The organism is Aeromonas sp. QDB23 (assembly GCF_027707745.1).
Lineage (GTDB): Bacteria > Pseudomonadota > Gammaproteobacteria > Enterobacterales > Aeromonadaceae > Aeromonas > Aeromonas allosaccharophila.
Map to the genome: position 1 here is coordinate 1 of NZ_JAPCJA010000151.1, position 1,253 is coordinate 1,253.

Sequence of the window (1,253 nt, forward strand, 5' to 3'; positions counted from 1 at the left end):
GCTTGAGAATGCAGGTTCTTCCTGCATATAAAAGAACGGGAAAGATGATGCCCAGTCGTACCGATGCCCCTGATTGCCAGCCATGATAAAGGAAGCCCCACTCCCGATAGAGCAGAAACTACCGATGATCAACTTATCAACGTCATCACGGTCCGGAAACAGATACCGTGCGCAGTCATCGAATGAGTGCCCATGATAGTAGCCAGAGTAATAGCTGTACCGCCCAACTTTGATATTGGGGTTCTTCACTTGCTCAGAAAGCAGCTTGCCTTTGAAGGGGCTATCAAAGTAGTTGGTCATAAGAGATCCCGCGGTCTGTGACTTTGCCGTCTAACGTTTGAAATAAGGGGCGCCGAGCGCCAGCGAGGGGAGCCAAAAGCTTGCTTTTGGCCGTCCCGACTTGATTGAAGGGTTGGGCGTTTTTTTGCCTCGCCTTCGAGTTGCTCTTGTTGTACAATTTTCTGTACATGTACGGAGGATGTTATGGACGCTATCACTTACACACACGCCCGCGCCAACCTGGCTGGAACCATGGATCGTGTTTGCAACGATCATGAGCCGGTGATCATCACACGTAACGGCGACCAATCGGTTGTGATTCTCTCGCTGGAAGATTTCCAGGCGCTGGAAGAAACTGCGTATCTGCTGCGCAGCCCCGCCAACGCCAAGCGGCTTTTCAAGTCGATCGAGCAACTTGAAGCGGGCCGAGGACAGGCGCGGGAGTTGGCCGAATGAGATTAATTTTTTCCGATGATGCATGGGAAGATTATCTGTTCTGGCAAAAACAAGACCGCCGCATGGTTGATCGAATTAACAAGCTAATTAAAGAAACCACCCGAGAGCCTTTCTCTGGAGTGGGCAAGCCAGAGCCATTAAAACATGCTTTGGCCGGTTATTGGTCTCGTCGAATTACGGATGAGCACCGAATGGTTTACAAAGTGGCGGATGATGCCCTTTGGATCGTTCAACTCAAGTACCACTACTGAAAAGACGCCCAACGTTTGACATGAGGGGCGGCCAAGGGCGCCAGCCCTTGGACGTCCCCCTCGATGGAAGGGTTAGGCATCACTGCGTGTTCGCTCGAATGCCTGGCGTGTTTGAACCATGTACACGGCTGGACCATCTGGGGTGGTTACGGTACCTTGCCTCTCAAACCCCGCTTTCTCGTAGCATCGGATCGCTCGCAAGTTGCTCGGCGACGGGTCCGTTTGGATCTTGGTGACCTCGGGATCATTGAACAGCAACTCAACCAG

The 1,253-nt window shown here is 52.2% G+C and carries 3 protein-coding genes and 1 pseudogene; 2 read left to right on the forward strand and 2 right to left on the reverse strand.

From position 1 onward, the window contains the following. Nucleotides 1-300 (reverse strand): annotated as a pseudogene (locus PG888_RS22895) (hypothetical protein); the annotation flags it as partial. Between the two features lie 183 nt (nt 301-483). On the opposite strand from PG888_RS22895, the gene PG888_RS22900 reads away from it, so the two are divergent. Further along, nucleotides 484-735, forward strand: a complete 252-nt coding sequence (locus PG888_RS22900; protein WP_032492621.1) for a type II toxin-antitoxin system Phd/YefM family antitoxin — start codon at nt 484-486, stop codon at nt 733-735. Next, on the forward strand, nt 732-986 hold the full coding sequence (locus PG888_RS22905) for a Txe/YoeB family addiction module toxin (RefSeq protein WP_032492620.1): 255 nt from the start codon (nt 732-734) through the stop codon (nt 984-986). Before PG888_RS22900 ends, PG888_RS22905 begins: the two co-directional genes overlap by 4 nt. Nucleotides 987-1,058: 72 nt before the next feature. On the opposite strand, the gene PG888_RS22910 is transcribed toward PG888_RS22905, so the two are convergent. Continuing rightward, the coding region (locus tag PG888_RS22910; RefSeq protein WP_114148781.1) for a GNAT family N-acetyltransferase at nt 1,059-1,253 on the reverse strand (195 nt) is incomplete at its 5' end.

Excerpts from the sequence above, each read along its gene's own strand:
- PG888_RS22900 (WP_032492621.1), top strand. The coding sequence starts at position 484 with ATGGACGCTATCACTTACACACACGCCCGCGCCAACCTGGCTGGAACC.
- PG888_RS22905 (WP_032492620.1), top strand. The coding sequence starts at position 732 with ATGAGATTAATTTTTTCCGATGATGCATGGGAAGATTATCTGTTCTGG.